A 14,740-nucleotide genomic window follows, 5' to 3' on the forward strand; every position below is an offset into this window, starting at 1 on the left:
ACCCGTCATTCTGAGTTAAGGCGGGTCTGTTTTTGCCTGTCACTGGCCAGGGCCGGCCTGCCAAAGAAAAAGTATAAGCAAACTGGCCCAATTGGCTGCACAGTATCCGATTTTTGAATAAAAATCACGATGGCAGTGATGTTGGGTTTAGGCCGTCCGCTCCGGCAGGCAAATATGCGGCGCACCCTATGCACCGAAGGGGGCCGAAAAGCTGTCGGATTTCAGGCTGATCTTCCGTTTAGTCGGCGAACAGGTATTCCAGCCGCATAACCGCGCTGGCCTTTTCTTCGTCCACCCCTAGAAATTCGGATATGACAGCTACGTTTTCGGCGCGCTGGGCGGTTTCCCGCAGTCGCAGGTAATTGTCCAAACCGGCGGCGCGGATTTGTTGGGACTCGTAACTCAGATCGTTGCGAAGTGTCGGCAGCAGATGGGAAACAGTCTCGACTGGGCTGTTGTCCCCTGCCAATCCGACGCGGCGCGCATGTCCGATCAGGTATTCGTCCGAATATTCGCATTCGATCTCAAGCACATGGGTTTTGGCCTGATCACCGCTGAAATCCTCAACAACGTCCAGATTGGCCGGGTCGAGGCACAGAACCAACTGGTCTGATCCGAAACTTTCGAAGAGCATTTGTACAACGGCCCGCCGATGGCGCGAGCGCTTGGTCACCGTCGTTTCAATACCGCCCAGATCAGGCAGTTGAGTTTCCTCTTCGTTAAACAGGTATTCGACGCAGGGGATATCTGTTTCAGACGCGATCTGATCGACCAGCCTTTTGGCGACATGCCACTTCTTGCACACGATCACAAACAGCTCTCGGTCGGGGCCCAGAACACTTCCGGCCTCCCAGAAACGTTGCCCGAACCGGCGCCCGATGCGCCCCCGGCCGGCCAGAAACGCATACAGACTGCGCCCCTCGTTCGAGATGGAAAAGTCGATGCCCTCACTCGCGTAAAGTGAGCCGAGACGCTCTTTCAGCTCATGCGCCTCTGGGCTGATCTTGCGGGCAAACAAATAGTCCTGACCCAGAAGCATGTCATAGTGATCGTTGTAGAACGTGACGGGCATTCCATAATCCGAAAACATCAGAAATGTCGGTGTACGGTTTTCGATTTCACCCTTCGGGATCAGATGGCGTACCAGCGTTTGAAAGAAGGTTTCATCGGGTATCCAGGTGGTCGCAAAAAACCGGATCACGTCCCTGCGCTGTCGCAGGAAGTCCAGAATCATCTCGACCGTTCGGCGGCGCAGACACCACCATTGGCTGCCTATCATAACCTGAAGGTCTTCGGGAATTTGCCGCGTCAGCCCGAAACGCTTCTGCGTTTCATAGGCAGCGTAGAACAGTTTCGGCTGGGTGCGTTCATTGAAATAATGGCGATAGATCAGCCGGTCTTCTTTCATGCCGGTCTTGATCCAGTCGCTTTCGAAAAAGTCGTGGCTTTCGATGAAATCCTTGTCGTGATCATCCAGAAATCGATGGGTGTATTCTGCCGTTTTGATCGCCATGCAATCACCGGACAGCATGTAAAAATGCGTGGTGCGGGGGAAGGTTTCGACGGCGGCCTGCAAGGCGTTCAGCGTGGCCTGCACCAGCGACCATTCTCCCCAGCCGCATTTGATACGCCTTTTGGCAAAGGTCACGTTCGAATTTTGACCCAGCGCGGAACGAATGCGCCCGTAGGCTTCGGCGCTGGCACGGGCGTCAAAGTGGATAGCCATGCAATCGCCCGCAGCGGTCAGCTGTTCAGCCTGTGCAATGATTGCATCAGGGTCCTTATGGCACAGCAATATATAGGCAATCTTCGCCATCGAGGTTAGGTAATTTCCGTTTCTGCCCGGTTTCAACCGTGATACTGAGGATGAGCGATTGAATAAACAGAATAATTTTGGTTCCTTGTTATCAAAAGCTGGCATATCGGTTTGAGACCAGACCAGCGTAGGAGGCACAGCAGATGGGTTTTCCCGGTACCTGGATGACCGAGAGCGAAAGCATGGTGTACCGCGTCGTGCCCAAATGCGCCTGCTCGACCATTGGGCAGATCATGTATTATTCGGATCACGGCCAGTTCTTTGACGGTGACATCCATGACGCCAAGGATGGCATGCACAAATGGGCCTTTGATCAGAGCCAGGATCTGATTTCCAAAAATGTGCGCGATCATGCCTCGTACTCCTTTACCTGTGTGCGTAACCCATACACGCGTATTCTGAGCTCGTTTTTCGACAAGATCTGCGGGATTCAGCGCAACGGCAAACGGTATCGTGGCAATCTGGTGCCGACGCTGATCTACAATTACGGGATCGAGGTGGGCGGTGACGATGGCAAGGGAGAGTTTGACCAGATCGCCAGCTTTCGCCGGTTCCTGCTGTTTGCGCGGGATACCATCCGCTGGCGACGCCCGATGGACCCGGACATTCACTGGTCGGCCATGTCTGGTCACGTGTCGACCTTCATCGTGAACGGTGGCCGTTATGATCGGATCTTCTGGACCGAAGCGTTCAACGACGGGATGCAGGGTGTCTTGGACAATACCAAGCTGAAGCACTCTATTTCGCTGTCCGAAATACCCCGGTTCAACGAATCCGAAGGCCATGGCCCCAAGCGCGCACATCCGGTCGAGGATTATTTCGACGACCTTTCGATGCATCTGGTCTATGAGATCTACAAGCAGGATTTCGAGTTGTTCAAATACGATTTCGAAAACCCGGCCAACAAGATGCCGATCGGCGAAATCGATCTGGACGAAATTCACGCCAAGCTGGGCGATTGATCTTAAGGCAGGACGCCCCGTCCACTGTCAACGTTTCGTGCGAAACACCTGCTCTGGTTGGGCCCGAGAGCGCCTGTTCATGATCGGGTTACCGGTCTGCCGCGTCAGCAGACCGGTAATGTATCAGTTTAGACTTGGCGTACGGCGCCTTTTGCCGCGCTGGTGGTCAGTTTGGCATAGGCCTTCAGCGCGGTAGACACCTTGCGTTTGCGCGGCGCAGCAGGCACCCAGCCTTTTACGTCCTGTGCTTCGCGCCGGGCGGCAAGCTCTTCATCTGAGACGGCCAGATTGATCGAGCGGTTGGGGATGTCGATTTCAATCGTGTCGCCATTCTGGACCAGGCCAATCTCTCCGCCTTCAGCCGCCTCGGGCGAGACATGGCCGATCGACAGACCGGATGTTCCGCCCGAAAACCGCCCGTCGGTTAGCAGGGCGCAGGCTTTGCCCAGACCCTTCGATTTCAGATAGGATGTCGGGTACAGCATTTCCTGCATCCCCGGACCGCCACGCGGGCCTTCATAGCGGATCACCACCACGTCGCCCTCTTTCACCTTGCCAGTGAGAATATCGCTGACTGCCTGATCCTGGCTTTCGCACACGTAAGCCGAGCCAGTGAATTGCAGGATATTGGCATCCACACCAGCGGTTTTCACGATGCAGCCGTCGCGGGCTATGTTGCCGAACAGAACCGCCAGACCACCGTCCTGACTGAACGCGTGTTCCTTGGACCGGATCACGCCGCCCTTGCGATCAGTGTCCAGTTCCTTGAACCGGTTCGACTGGCTGAACGCCTGTGTGGTGCGCACACCGCCGGGGGCGGCCTTGAACAGTTCCTGTGCCTTGGGGTTGTTGGCGATGGTGATGTCCCAGTTGGCAATCGCCTCACCCATCGTGGCCGAGTGCACCGTGCTGCATTCGTTGTGCAGCAGGCCCGCGCGGCTGAGCTCTCCCAGGATCGAGAAGATACCACCGGCACGGTGGACGTCTTCCATATGCACATTTTCGGTGTTGGGCGCGACTTTGCAGAGGCAGGGAACACGACGGCTGAGGCGGTCCATATCGGCCATGGTGAAGTCAACTTCACCCTCATGCGCGATGGCCAGCAGGTGCAGCACCGTGTTGGTTGATCCACCCATGGCGATATCGAGGCTCATGGCATTTTCGAACGCATCAAAGGTGGCAATCTCACGGGGCAGAAAGCCTTTTTCGTCCAGATCGTAATGGCGCTTGGTGATCTCGACGATCCTGCGGCCAGCTTCAAGGAACAGTTCTTTGCGGTCTGCGTGCGTCGCCAGAGTCGAGCCGTTACCCGGCAGGGCCAGACCCAGCGCCTCAGCCAGACAATTCATCGAATTCGCGGTGAACATGCCCGAACATGAACCACATGTGGGGCAGGCGTTTTCCTCGATGTGCTGAACCTGTTCGTCAGTGAACTTGTCGTTCGCAGCGGCCACCATAGCGTCCACAAGGTCAATCTTCTTGGCCTCCAGATCGGCGATGTCGATCTTGCCCGCTTCCATCGGACCGCCCGAGACGAAAATGGCCGGGATGTTCAGGCGCATGGCGGCCATCAGCATGCCGGGAGTGATCTTGTCACAGTTCGAAATGCAGACCATCGCATCCGCACAATGGGCGTTGACCATATATTCGACCGAATCCGCGATCACTTCGCGCGAGGGCAGCGAATACAGCATCCCGTCATGGCCCATTGCGATGCCGTCATCCACGGCGATGGTGTTGAACTCTTTCGCCACGCCACCTGCGGCTTCGACCTCACGCGCGACCATCTGGCCCAGGTCCTTCAGATGCACGTGACCCGGCACAAACTGCGTGAACGAGTTGACGATGGCGATGATCGGTTTGCCGAAATCGTCGTCACCCATACCTGTGGCCCGCCAAAGGCCACGTGCGCCAGCCATGTTGCGGCCATGGGTAGAGGTTCTGGATCGGTACATTGGCATGATGCTGTTTTCCCTGTTGCCTCGGGTTGCATAATTCGGGGTTCGTACGTTATAGCGCACGTAGCACATGTGCGTTATAACGTACAAGGTAAATCGCAGGGCGCGGGTATGGCTATGGACGACATTACGCTGAAATTACGGGATGTGCGGACAGCTTCGGGGTTGAGCCTGTCTAAAGTCGCCGAGATGACCGGGGTCAGCAAAGCCATGCTAGGTCAGATTGAGCGCGGCGAATCGAGCCCAACGATCGCCACGCTTTGGAAAATCGCCAAAGGCTTTCAGATACCGCTCAGCGGGCTGATCGATACAACGCTGGGCGATCCATCGGTCTTTCAGACTGTAACCTTTCCCGGCAGTATCGAGGTCAAGATCGTCTTTCCCTTCGATCCCGCACTGGGAGCCGAGACCTTTCACGTGAACCTTGCCGCGAACCAAAGCCACGAATCCCCGGCTCATGCCGCCGGGGTGACCGAGGAAGTATTTGTCCTCAGCGGTACTTTGGAAATTCTGCGTGGCGAGGATTGGGTGCCTTTGCAGGCCGGGCAGGGTTTGCGCTTTGCTGCGGACCTGCCGCACGGGTATCGCGCCGGTTCGCAAGGAGCCGCGTTTCTAAACATGCATCACTATGCGCAACACACTGAATCTCCTCAAAATGGCACGGCCCAGATATGACGGCTATCTTTGACACACTTACCATCGTGGATGCCATCGGCTCATTCGGGGCGCTGATCGTGGTGGCGGCGTATTTCGCGACGCAGATGCGGATGATGAATTCCGATGACCTGGCCTTTCCGGTGATCAACCTGCTGGGGTCTGTCCTGATCGTCTTTTCGCTGCTTGAGAATTTCAATCTGGCCTCGATGCTGATCGAAGGGTTTTGGATTGTGATCAGCTTCATCGGCATCATCCAGCATTTCCGCCTGCGTAAGGCGCGATAAATCCAGCGGTTAGCAAGCGCTAGCGCTATCCAGCCTTGAACGCCCATGCCACGGGGTATAGGGAAACCCCAAGCTCGCTTAGGGGAGGCTTTGATGCAGGACGATCCGAAAACCCTCGTATCCACCGAATGGCTGGCCGCGCACATGAAAGACCCGGATCTGCGGATTCTGGACGGGTCGTGGTATTTGCCCGCGCAAAACCGTGATGCCAAGGCCGAATATGATGCCGGGCATATCCCCGGAGCACGGTTCTTCGATATTGATGAGATATCAGATCACCGTTCCGACCTGCCTCATATGGCGCCACCGGTCGAAAAATTCATGTCGCGCCTGCGCGCCATGGGTGTCGGTGATGGTCATCAGGTTGTAGTTTATGATGGTGCCGGGCTGATGTCTGCTGCGCGCGTTTGGTGGCTGTTCCGCCTGATGGGGCAGGAAAACATCGCGGTTCTGGATGGGGGTTTGCCGAAGTGGCAGGCCGAGGGGTGCGAGATCGAGGATCTGCCTCCGGTCATTCGCGACCGTCACATGACTGTTCGCGTGCAAAACCAGCTTGTCCGGGACGTCACGCAAGTTTCCGCCGCCGCCAAACTGGCAGATCACGAGATCATCGATGCCCGCTCGGCCGACCGGTTTGCCGGAACCGCTCCCGAGCCGCGCGAAGGGCTGCGTTCGGGCCACATTCCGGGCTCGCGCAATGTGCCCTTTGGGCAGTTGTTGAATGCCAACGGAACAATGAAGTCGCCCGAGGACTGCCGCGCCATATTCGAGGCTGCAGGCGTCGATCTGTCTAAGCCGGCGATCACCTCTTGCGGTTCGGGTGTCACGGCCGCCATTCTCAGCCTTGCGTTGGAACGCATGGGCAAGAAAGACCACTCGCTTTATGACGGCTCCTGGGCTGAATGGGGTGCCTTCCCGACCCTGCCCGTCGCAACCGGAGAGAACTGATGTTCGAGAACCTGAAACCGCAGCCCGCCGACAAGATTCTGGCGCTGATGCAGATGTACCGCGAAGACCCGCGTGATCAGAAGATCGATCTGGGTGTTGGTGTCTACAAGAATGCCGAAGGCGTGACGCCGGTGATGCGCGCGGTGAAAGCCGCCGAACAGCGCATCTGGGAAGAACAGGAAACCAAGGCCTATACCGGTCTGGCCGGTGATCCGGCATATGCGGATGCGATGATCGGATTGATTTTGGGTACTTCGGTGCCGCGTGGCAACATCGCCGCAGTGGCGACACCCGGAGGCACCGGCGCCTGCCGCCAGGCGTTCGAGTTGATCCGGATGGCGAACCCTTCGGCACGTGTGTTTGTGTCGAACCCGACCTGGCCCAACCATCTGTCGATCCTGAATTACCTGGGGATGGAAACCGTTCAGTATCGTTACTTCGATGAAGAGACCCGGGGCGTCGATTTCGATGGGATGATCGCAGACCTGAAAACCGCCAAAGCGGGTGACGTGGTTTTGCTGCATGGCTGCTGCCACAATCCGACCGGTGCCAATCTGAACATGGTGCAATGGCAGGAGGTTGTGAACCTGATCAATGCGCTGGGCCTCGTTGCGATGATCGACATTGCCTATCAGGGTTTTGGTGACGGTCTGGAAGAGGATGCGCAAGGCGTGCGGCTGGTGGCCTCATCGGTAAAGGAATGTCTGATTGCGGCGTCATGTTCCAAAAACTTCGGCGTCTATCGCGAGCGCACCGGGTTGCTGATGGCCGTCAGTGACAACGCGGCTGAAACGGCGTTGAATCAGGCCACGCTGGCGTTTTTGAATCGCCAGAACTATTCCTTCCCGCCGGACCACGGCGCGCGCGTAGTGACGACCATTCTTATGGATGAAGCATTGCGGGCAGACTGGGCAACTGAACTGGAAGAGGTTCGGCTGTCCATGCTGGGCCTGCGCCAGCAATTGGCTGACGAGTTGCAGCGTCTGGCCGGATCCGACCGGTTTGGGTTCATCGCTCAGCACCGGGGCATGTTCTCACGCCTTGGGGCGGCACCGGAACTGGTCGAGAAACTGCGCGTTGAACACGGTATCTACATGGTCGGCGACAGTCGCCTGAACATTGCCGGGCTGAACGCAGCGACTGTGCCGATTTTGGCCAAAGCAATTGTGGATGTCGGGGTTTAGACGCCGACGCGACATTCGAAACGGAAACCCGGGCGCGAACGCCCGGGTTTTTTTGTCAGGTGGCGGCAAGGCTTAGCCTTTCGAGAATTCGGGGTATGCTTCCATTCCCAGTTCCGCCATGTCGAGGCCGTTGATCTCATCCTCTTCGCTGACACGGATGCCGACGGTGGATTTCAGGATCGTCCACAGGATCAGTGCGCCGACAAAGGTGAAAACGCCGTATGCGACGATGCCCAGAAGCTGCGCGCCCAGGCTTGCGTCACCGTAGAAAATGACTGCGATGGTGCCCCAGATGCCACAGAACAGGTGGACTGGGATGGCACCGACAACATCATCGATCTTGAACTTGTCCAGCATCGGGACCGCGAAGACCACGATAATACCACCCACGGCACCGATCCACAGGGCACCGAACAGGGTTGGGGCCAGCGGTTCGGCCGTGATCGAGACCAGACCCGCCAGCGCGCCGTTCAGCACCATCGTCAGGTCGGGCTTCCTGTACAGAACCTGAGTCAGGATCAGCGCTGCAACCGAGCCCGAAGCAGCCGCCATGTTGGTGTTGGCAAAGATGCGTGACACGTCCGATACATCACCCACCGTTCCCATCGCCAGTTGCGAGCCGCCGTTGAATCCGAACCAACCCAGCCACAGGATGAACGTTCCCAGGGTCGCCAGCGCCAGGTTAGAGCCGGGCATCGGGTGAACTTTGCCATCTTTGTACTTGCCGATCCGCGGACCCAGGATAAGGGCCCCTGCCAGCGCAGCCCAGCCACCGACCGAGTGTACAATGGTCGAACCGGCAAAGTCCGAGAAGCCCTTGGCATCCAGCCAGCCGCCACCCCATTTCCACGAACCGGAAATCGGGTACATGATGCCTGTCAGCACGATGACGAAGATCAGAAAGGGCCAAAGCTTGATCCGTTCCGCCACGGCGCCGGAAACGATGGATGCGGTCGCGGCCACGAACACAAGCTGGAAGAAGAAGTCTGAACCGACCGAAGCATAGTCCAGTGCCGCATCCTCTGGTGCAACACCAACCGCATCAAGCGTTGTGGTCGAGAAGAACGGGCCAAGCCAGCCCGTGATGGACCAACCGTCGCCGGGATACATCAGGTTGAACCCGATCAGCCAGTACATGATTGCGGCAAATGAAAACAATGCCACGTTCTTGATCATCTGCATGGCAACGTTTTTGGATCGTACCAGACCGCCTTCCAGCATGGCGAAACCTGCGGCCATGAAGAAAACAAGAAAGCCCGCCATCAGAAACAGCAGCGTGGTAAAGATATACTGGGTGTGCAGTGCCGCTTCGCCGGTTGCGGCGGCCTCTTGCGTAAGACCCATCTGCGGCAGCGCAACAATGGCGGCGGCAGGGATGAGAGATTTCATCAGGTTCATTGTGAGTCCTCGAATGATTGTGAGTGGGCGCACTTACAGCGCGTCCTCGTTGGTTTCCCCGGTACGCACACGCATTGCCTGTTCGACATCGAGGACAAAAATCTTGCCGTCACCGATCTTGCCGGTTTTGGCGGTTTTGGTGATGGTCTCGACGATCTGGTCGGCCATTGTCGCAGGCACCACGATCTCAAGCTTGATCTTGGGCACGAAGTTCACCGCATATTCGGCACCACGATAGATTTCGGTGTGACCGGACTGCGAGCCGAAGCCCTTGATCTCGGTTACCATCATGCCGCGCACGCCAGCCTCGGTCAGTGCTTCGCGCACCTCCTCCAGCTTGAACGGCTTGATTGTCGCAATGATCAGTTTCACGTCTTTCCCCTCTGATTGTCCGGTGGGACCGGCTTGTTTGCACCTGCAGAAAAAAAGCGCGCCGCGGCGCAGTAAGAAACGCTTTCGGGACCAAAACCTGTCGGAAAATAATGCGAAGTTGCACAATTTTTGCACAACTTTGGCATTATGACTAATAATTGAGCACTATAGGGAGGGGAAATTCCGGAAATTCGGACCTCTACATACTGCGGTTGTCGAGGTATGGTGACCAAAAAGTATAACCGGGCAGAGTTTGAGCATGACTGAGTCCAAGCGCCGCAAGCCGACATTGGTCGCGGATAGACGGTACCCTTCAAAGGGCCGAAAACCGGCGGCGACCAAAAGCGCGGCGGGCAAGAAATCGACGGCGCGCAAAACGGCCACGCGCAAAACGGCCACGCGCAAAACCACACGCAGGAAAACCCGCAAGTCATCAGGGGGCAAAGGCGGTGGTATCTTTCGCCGTTTGTTCCGGTGGATCTGGCGGCTGATCTGGGGCCTGACCTGGCGTGTCGGTGCGATTTCGGCCATGCTGCTCGCGCTGGCGGTGGGTATCGTCTACGCCACGTTGCCGGATGTGGATGCCTTGCTGGATGGGCGCGCGCGGGGTTCTGTGACCTTGCTGGATCGTGACGGCAAGGTCTTTGCCTGGCGTGGCGATCAGTTTGGTGGCGTGATCACGGCCGATACCGTGTCTCCACATCTGAAAAACGCGGTTGTCGCAACCGAAGACAAACGATTTTACCGGCATTTCGGGGTCAGCCCGCGTGGTGTCGCCAGCGCGGTCAGCATCAACCTGAAAGAAGGCCGCGGGCCTTTGTCCGGGCATGGCGGATCGACAATCACGCAACAGACCGCGAAACTGCTGTGTCTGGGTGTTCCCTATGATCCCAGCGATTGGGATTCCGAGGCCGCGTATGAGGCCGACTGCCGTCAGGGTTCCTTGTGGCGCAAGGCCAAGGAGGCAGTCTATGCGCTGGCAATGGAGGTGAAATACTCTAAGGACGAGGTCCTGACGATCTACCTGAACCGCGCCTTTCTTGGCGCAGGCGCGCGTGGGTTCGAAGCCGCAAGCCAGCGCTACTTTGGAAAATCGGCCGCCGAGGTTTCGCCCGCAGAGGCCGCGATGCTGGCTGGTCTGCTGGTTGCGCCTACACGCTATGCACCGACCAACAACCTGCAACGGTCTCAGGATCGGGCGCGGCTGGTTATCGGTCTGATGGAGGATCAGGGATATCTGACCGCCGCACAAGCCAGCGAAGCGCGTACGCGCCCGGCGCAACTGTCTGAAGCTGCAGCTGCCCGAGCGGGCGGCTATTTCGCAGATTGGGTTGTTTCGGAACTTCCCAGTTATTTTGGCGACAACACAACCGAAGATGTTGTGATTCAGACGACTTTGGATCAGCGGATTCAGCGATCTGCGGAAGAGGCTTTGCAATTCATCTTTCAGGAAAAGGTGCGCGAAGGCTCCAAGGCGCAGGCGGCCATCGTGGTCATGTCCGCGGACGGAGCGGTAAGAGCCATGGTCGGCGGCCGAGAAACACGGGTTGCCGGGGTGTTTAACCGGGCCACCATCGCCAAGCGCCAAACCGGTTCGTCCTTCAAACCCTTTGTCTACGCCACCGCGCTGGAACTCGGCTATTCGCCGCTGGATACGGTGATGGATGAACCTTACTGCGTGGACATTCCCGGGTCCGGTCAATGGTGCCCCAAGAACTATACCAACAAGTACTACGGGCGCGTGTCACTGGCGGATGCGCTGAAGAACTCGCTGAATATTCCGGCGGTGAAAGTTGCCGAGATTTCAGGCTTGGATAACGTCCGCACCGTGGCCAGTGGTTTTGGCATTGCCAGCGATCTGGCGCAAGGTCCGGCCTTGGCACTGGGCGCGTCGGAAAGCACGCTGATTGAGATGACGGGGGCTTATGCAGGTATTCTGAACGGCGGCTCTGCCGTTGAACCTTATGGCCTGACCGAGTTGAAGCTGCTGGGTGATGAAGCACCTGTCATGGTTACGACAACCGGTATCGGTGAACGGGTGATCAACGACGCGGCTGCCAAACAGCTGACATGGATGATGGAACGTGTGGTGTCCGAGGGCACAGGTGGACGGGCCAAGTTGCCCGGCTGGCAGGTGGCAGGCAAAACAGGCACGACCCAGGCGGCGCGGGATGCGTGGTTCATCGGGTTTACTGCGGATTATGTAACCGGTGTTTGGATGGGCTATGACGACAACACGCCCCTATCTGGTGTGACCGGCGGAGGTTTGCCTGCGGAAATCTGGAGAGAAACCATGCTGCGTGTCACCGAAGGGATGACACCGACACCCTTGCCGATGATGGCACCAGCGCCGCCGGTTCAGGTCGCACAGCCACAACCGCGTCGAAAGCGCGGAGGCTTTGCCGATGATATCAACAATCTGCTGAAGAATATCTTCGGTGGAAACTAGAGCCTTCTCTGAGGGAAAAAACGAAAAAAGGCGGTGCATCGGGCACCGCCTTTTGTCATTTCGCTGTTTCGTGTTTCAGACGCTGGCATCCAAGGCCGCAAGGATCGCGTCGCCCATTTCAGTGGTTGATACGGGCTGAACGCCCTCATCTGCAAGCAGGTCGCCGGTGCGTACACCATCGGCCAGTACTTTCTCGATCGCGGCCTCCAGACGATCCGCTTCTTCGCCCTGATCAAAGCTGTAGCGCAGGGCCATGGCAAAGCTGAGGATACAGGCGATCGGGTTGGCTTTGCCCTGACCCGCGATATCCGGTGCCGAGCCATGGACGGGTTCATACATTGCCTTGGGCCGACCATTAGCCATCGGCGCGCCCAGAGAGGCCGAAGGCAACATGCCCAGCGACCCGGTCAGCATCGCGGCGCAGTCGGACAGGATGTCACCGAACAGGTTGTCGGTCAGGATCACATCAAACTGTTTCGGTGCGCGTACAAGCTGCATTGCGCCGTTGTCGGCATACATATGGCTCAGCTCAACTTCAGGGTAGTCCGCTGCGACGCGGGTGACGACTTCGCGCCACAGGATGCCCGATTCCATCACGTTGGCTTTTTCCATCGAGCACAGCTTTTTGTTGCGGCGCATTGCCAGTTCAAAAGCCGAGCGCGCGGCGCGTTCAATCTCGGATTCGGTGTAACGCTGGGTGTTGATGCCGACGCGTTCGTTGCCTTCCTCGAAGATACCGCGCGGCTCACCGAAATAGACGCCCGACGTCAGTTCGCGCACGATCATGATGTCGAGACCGGCAACGATGTCTTTCTTCAGCGAAGAGAAATCGGCAAGCGCGTCAAAACACTGCGCGGGGCGCAGGTTCGAATACAGGTCCATTTCCTTACGCAGGCGCAGCAGGCCACGCTCGGGTTTCAGGCTGAAATCCAGATCGTCGTATTTCGGACCGCCGACGGCGCCCAGCAGAACCGCGTCAACCTCTTGCGCCTTTGCCATGGTCTCATCGGACAGAGGCTTGCCGTGGGCGTCATAAGCGGCACCGCCCACCAGGTCCTCGCTCACGTCAAATTGAAGACCACGATTGGCACCGAACCAATCGATGATTCTGCGCACTTCGGCCATAACTTCTGGGCCAATTCCGTCTCCGGGCAGGATGAGGAGCGAGGGGTTGGGCATGAAGGGTCTCCTTGCGTTTTGTTGCACAGGCCCTAGCGTCTGCGCAGCATCGGGTCAATGAGACAGACCTGTCAAAACACAAGGAAAACACATGCTGACACCCGGAAATCTGGTTCCTGCGCTGAAAATTGAAACTGTCGCCCATGGCAGTTTCGACCTCGAGACCAACAAGGGCGAAAACGGAACGCTGGTGATTCAATATCGCGGATCGCATTGCCCGATCTGCATCAGGCAGATGACCGAGGCCGAGGCGGCGCTGGACGATTTCGCGGCGCTGGGTGTCGAGGTTATCATGATCACCACCGATACTGCCGAACGTGCCGCTGAAACCGCAGAAAAGCCAATGTTTCCCGCCTGCGTGTAGGCCACAGCCTGCCCCTGTCTGAGGCACGGGAGGGTTGGGGGCTGAACATCTCGACCAGGCGCGAAGGCAGTGCCGAACCAGACCTGTTCGCAGAGCCCGGACATTTTTACATCGCACCTGACCGGACGCTTTATTTTGGGTGGCAGCAGACCACGCCTTTTGGACGTCCGTCGATGTCGGATATCGCGGGTGGTCTGAAGTTCACTTTGGGCAACAACTACCCGGCGCGCGGAACGTATACGGGCCCACTTTGATCCTCAGAGGCTGGCTTTGAGCCCTTCTGCCAGCAAATCCCAGACCCTGCGGATACGTGGGGTCTGGCGCATGGCCTGCGGCGCAGCCAACCACACGGGCAGAACCGGGATTTCAACATCCAGCGGCAAGATTTCGACATCCGGGTCGGCTTCTGCCATCTGGACCTGACTGAAGCCAATGCCGCATCCCGCGCGGATCAGTTCCCAATAGGCGCTTTGCAGATCGCAGCGGGTCGCAAAACTGTTGCGGCTTGCGGGCCATCCTTTTTCGCGCATGGCCTTGATGATTTCCTGATTGACGTCAAACCCCACAAGGTCGTGGGAAAAAAGTTCCTCGGGTGTCTTGGGGCGTCCCTTACGGTCGAGATAGGACCTGGCCGCGCAGAAGCATAACGGCACCTCACCCAGATAACGCGAAATGATATCCATTTGCGCGGGGCGATACATGCGAACGGCAATATCTGCCTCGCGGTATAACAGGTTTTCCGTGGTATCGGTGGCGACCAGCTCAAGTTGAATGGCGGGTTCCTGCCTTCGGATATTCGCCAGAATCGGAGGCAGCAGATGATGCGACGCGAAGACCGAAGCGGTGATGCGGACCGAGCCTTCAAGCTGCTGCGACTGCCCTGCGGCGGCAAGGCTGAAGGCAGTCATGGCGCTGTGCATTTGCTGCGCCATCGGCAAGAGCTGGGAACCTGCCACGCTTAGTTTCAGGCCGCGCGCGTGGCGGTCGAACAAGGATACACCCAGTTCGGTCTCAAGGCTTTGTACTTGCCGCCCCAATGTGGGTTGGCTGCGATCAAGGTGCCGTGCAGCGGCCGACAGGGATCCTGTTTCGGCCACGGCCAGAAAGCTTTGGATCAGAGACCAATCCGCATGTGTCAGTGCTTTATCCATTCATAATTGAATACACAT

The 14,740-nt window shown here is 57.6% G+C and carries 13 protein-coding genes; 7 read left to right on the forward strand and 6 right to left on the reverse strand.

The genetic code is table 11. From position 1 onward, the window contains the following. Positions 1 to 238: 238 nt before the first annotated feature. A complete protein-coding gene (locus AC2FLO_RS13575) occupies positions 239 to 1,816 on the reverse strand; it encodes a DUF5928 domain-containing protein (protein ID WP_496753711.1) in 1,578 nt (525 codons plus the stop codon). Positions 1,817 to 1,959: 143 nt separating this feature from the next. Between AC2FLO_RS13575 and AC2FLO_RS13580 the strand changes: the two genes are divergently transcribed. Continuing rightward, positions 1,960 to 2,778, forward strand: a complete 819-nt coding sequence (locus tag AC2FLO_RS13580; RefSeq protein WP_267364226.1) for a sulfotransferase family protein — start codon at positions 1,960 to 1,962, stop codon at positions 2,776 to 2,778. 128 nt (positions 2,779 to 2,906) lie between these two features. Here the strand turns inward: AC2FLO_RS13580 and ilvD are convergent, their stop codons facing one another. After that, complete coding sequence (gene ilvD, locus AC2FLO_RS13585; RefSeq protein WP_480488176.1) at positions 2,907 to 4,739, reverse strand: dihydroxy-acid dehydratase; 1,833 nt, start codon at positions 4,737 to 4,739, stop codon at positions 2,907 to 2,909. 108 nt (positions 4,740 to 4,847) lie between these two features. On the opposite strand from ilvD, the gene AC2FLO_RS13590 reads away from it, so the two are divergent. The 4 genes from AC2FLO_RS13590 to AC2FLO_RS13605 all read left to right on the forward strand — a co-directional run bounded on the left by AC2FLO_RS13590 (position 4,848) and on the right by AC2FLO_RS13605 (position 7,809). After that, positions 4,848 to 5,411 carry a helix-turn-helix domain-containing protein gene (locus AC2FLO_RS13590; protein ID WP_480587342.1) on the forward strand — a complete coding sequence of 188 codons (564 nt, stop codon included), beginning with the start codon at positions 4,848 to 4,850 and terminating at the stop codon, positions 5,409 to 5,411. Beyond that, positions 5,408 to 5,677, forward strand: coding sequence for a CBU_0592 family membrane protein (locus AC2FLO_RS13595; RefSeq protein WP_480587339.1), 270 nt, complete (start codon positions 5,408 to 5,410; stop codon positions 5,675 to 5,677). The genes AC2FLO_RS13590 and AC2FLO_RS13595 overlap by 4 nt, the downstream gene beginning before the upstream one ends. Positions 5,678 to 5,770: 93 nt before the next feature. Next, on the forward strand, positions 5,771 to 6,625 hold the full coding sequence (gene sseA / locus AC2FLO_RS13600; RefSeq protein ID WP_496753708.1) for a 3-mercaptopyruvate sulfurtransferase: 855 nt from the start codon (positions 5,771 to 5,773) through the stop codon (positions 6,623 to 6,625). Further along, the gene (locus AC2FLO_RS13605) at positions 6,625 to 7,809 is read left to right on the forward strand and encodes an amino acid aminotransferase (protein WP_267364233.1); all 1,185 of its coding nucleotides are present in this window, start codon (positions 6,625 to 6,627) and stop codon (positions 7,807 to 7,809) included. Before sseA ends, AC2FLO_RS13605 begins: the two co-directional genes overlap by 1 nt. 72 nt (positions 7,810 to 7,881) lie before the next feature. Here the strand turns inward: AC2FLO_RS13605 and AC2FLO_RS13610 are convergent, their stop codons facing one another. Then, positions 7,882 to 9,207 carry an ammonium transporter gene (locus AC2FLO_RS13610; protein WP_496753706.1) on the reverse strand — a complete coding sequence of 442 codons (1,326 nt, stop codon included), beginning with the start codon at positions 9,205 to 9,207 and terminating at the stop codon, positions 7,882 to 7,884. A 33-nt stretch (positions 9,208 to 9,240) separates the two neighbouring features. Continuing rightward, positions 9,241 to 9,579 (reverse strand): P-II family nitrogen regulator, encoded by a 339-nt coding sequence (locus AC2FLO_RS13615; RefSeq protein WP_209507249.1) that lies wholly within the window; start codon positions 9,577 to 9,579, stop codon positions 9,241 to 9,243. 259 nt (positions 9,580 to 9,838) lie between these two features. Between AC2FLO_RS13615 and AC2FLO_RS13620 the strand changes: the two genes are divergently transcribed. Next, positions 9,839 to 12,028, forward strand: a complete 2,190-nt coding sequence (locus AC2FLO_RS13620) for a transglycosylase domain-containing protein (protein ID WP_496753704.1) — start codon at positions 9,839 to 9,841, stop codon at positions 12,026 to 12,028. Between the two features lie 75 nt (positions 12,029 to 12,103). Here the strand turns inward: AC2FLO_RS13620 and leuB are convergent, their stop codons facing one another. Further along, positions 12,104 to 13,207, reverse strand: a complete 1,104-nt coding sequence (gene leuB / locus AC2FLO_RS13625) for a 3-isopropylmalate dehydrogenase (RefSeq protein WP_209507247.1) — start codon at positions 13,205 to 13,207, stop codon at positions 12,104 to 12,106. Positions 13,208 to 13,298: 91 nt separating this feature from the next. On the opposite strand from leuB, the gene AC2FLO_RS13630 reads away from it, so the two are divergent. Next, the gene (locus tag AC2FLO_RS13630) at positions 13,299 to 13,571 is read left to right on the forward strand and encodes a redoxin domain-containing protein (RefSeq protein ID WP_496753703.1); all 273 of its coding nucleotides are present in this window, start codon (positions 13,299 to 13,301) and stop codon (positions 13,569 to 13,571) included. A 257-nt stretch (positions 13,572 to 13,828) separates the two neighbouring features. Here AC2FLO_RS13630 and AC2FLO_RS13635 read toward each other — a convergent pair whose 3' ends face one another. Further along, entirely contained in the window at positions 13,829 to 14,722 is an 894-nt protein-coding gene (locus AC2FLO_RS13635) for a LysR family transcriptional regulator (protein ID WP_496753701.1), read from the reverse strand. Between the last annotated feature and the right edge of the window lie 18 nt (positions 14,723 to 14,740).

The sequence above is a fragment of the Ruegeria sp. TASC047 genome (assembly GCF_059612445.1).

Excerpts from the sequence above, each read along its gene's own strand:
- AC2FLO_RS13605 (WP_267364233.1), top strand. The coding sequence starts at position 6,625 with ATGTTCGAGAACCTGAAACCGCAGCCCGCCGACAAGATTCTGGCGCTG.
- AC2FLO_RS13595 (WP_480587339.1), top strand. The coding sequence starts at position 5,408 with ATGACGGCTATCTTTGACACACTTACCATCGTGGATGCCATCGGCTCA.
- AC2FLO_RS13580 (WP_267364226.1), top strand. The coding sequence starts at position 1,960 with ATGGGTTTTCCCGGTACCTGGATGACCGAGAGCGAAAGCATGGTGTAC.
- AC2FLO_RS13610 (WP_496753706.1), bottom strand. The coding sequence starts at position 9,207 with ATGAACCTGATGAAATCTCTCATCCCTGCCGCCGCCATTGTTGCGCTG.
- AC2FLO_RS13630 (WP_496753703.1), top strand. The coding sequence starts at position 13,299 with ATGCTGACACCCGGAAATCTGGTTCCTGCGCTGAAAATTGAAACTGTC.
- leuB (WP_209507247.1), bottom strand. The coding sequence starts at position 13,207 with ATGCCCAACCCCTCGCTCCTCATCCTGCCCGGAGACGGAATTGGCCCA.
- AC2FLO_RS13635 (WP_496753701.1), bottom strand. The coding sequence starts at position 14,722 with ATGGATAAAGCACTGACACATGCGGATTGGTCTCTGATCCAAAGCTTT.
- sseA (WP_496753708.1), top strand. The coding sequence starts at position 5,771 with ATGCAGGACGATCCGAAAACCCTCGTATCCACCGAATGGCTGGCCGCG.
- AC2FLO_RS13590 (WP_480587342.1), top strand. The coding sequence starts at position 4,848 with ATGGCTATGGACGACATTACGCTGAAATTACGGGATGTGCGGACAGCT.
- AC2FLO_RS13575 (WP_496753711.1), bottom strand. The coding sequence starts at position 1,816 with ATGGCGAAGATTGCCTATATATTGCTGTGCCATAAGGACCCTGATGCA.
- AC2FLO_RS13620 (WP_496753704.1), top strand. The coding sequence starts at position 9,839 with ATGACTGAGTCCAAGCGCCGCAAGCCGACATTGGTCGCGGATAGACGG.
- ilvD (WP_480488176.1), bottom strand. The coding sequence starts at position 4,739 with ATGCCAATGTACCGATCCAGAACCTCTACCCATGGCCGCAACATGGCT.